Below are 744 nucleotides of genomic sequence, written 5' to 3'. Positions count from 1 at the left end.
AGATCGATGGCGTGCCCGGTGGTCAGGCATTTGCAATCAAGCCCGTCGCGCGCGGTGTCCATACCAATGTGACCGTCTACACGAACAGGCGCAGCTACTATTTCAACGTCGAGGAGGTTCGCAGCCCAACCTTCTACGTGGTGCAGTTTCGCTATCCGGAAGACGCTGCGCGCCCGACCCGGGCCATCGCGGCCCAAGCGCCGAACTACAATTACGGCGCCAGTGCGCGGACCGAGTTTACGCCAACCCGCATCTGGGATGACGGGACATTCACGTATTTCGCCTTTCCAAGAAACGCACCTGTGCCCGCGATCTTCCGCTACGCGGGCGGCCGTGAACGCACGGTCAACACGCAAACCCCTGAGGACGGCGTAATCCGAGTCAACGGCGTGAACCGCCAATGGGTCCTGCGACTTGGCGAAGAGGTGGTCTGCATCGAGGCGATCCTAAGGAATACGGCGGCGAAAGTGATGGAGCCATCCGCATCGGTGACATAGGTCGTGTCTTCGACAGGGGTGCCGTCGATATTTGTGACCTTTGCCGCCGCGTACCAAGTCGAACCCACCTTGCAGGCTTTGACCAGTTCCGTCTTGCGCCTTTCGCCCTCGAAGGTGCACAGCCGAGCAATCTCCGCTTTCTCATCCGCGTAGGTCTGGACGCGGCCGTCGGTGTAGAAGAGCCAACCCATCACGCCGCCCTCCGGTCATCGATTTCCATCAGCGCATCGAGCGGCACGCGGTAGGG

Annotated in this window: 1 protein-coding gene and 1 pseudogene; one reads left to right on the top strand and one right to left on the bottom strand. The window is 61.0% G+C overall.

Going from position 1 to position 744, the window contains the following annotated elements; translation table 11 throughout:
• Window positions 1–497, top strand: a 497-nt coding sequence (locus TRIHO_RS20820) for a TrbG/VirB9 family P-type conjugative transfer protein (RefSeq protein ID WP_165595940.1), incomplete at its 5' end; no start/stop codon positions are given.
• Here TRIHO_RS20820 and TRIHO_RS24250 read toward each other — a convergent pair.
• Window positions 449–688 (bottom strand): annotated as a pseudogene (locus TRIHO_RS24250) (DUF6927 domain-containing protein); the annotation flags it as partial. The gene TRIHO_RS20820 and the pseudogene TRIHO_RS24250 sit on opposite strands and share 49 nt — an antisense overlap.
• Window positions 689–744: the final 56 nt, after the last annotated feature.

The sequence above is a fragment of the Tritonibacter horizontis genome, from assembly GCF_001518015.1.
GTDB classification, from domain to species: domain Bacteria; phylum Pseudomonadota; class Alphaproteobacteria; order Rhodobacterales; family Rhodobacteraceae; genus Epibacterium; species Epibacterium horizontis.
Note: the sequence above shows the minus strand (reverse complement) of the source record. Positions and strands in the feature narration are given on the sequence as shown.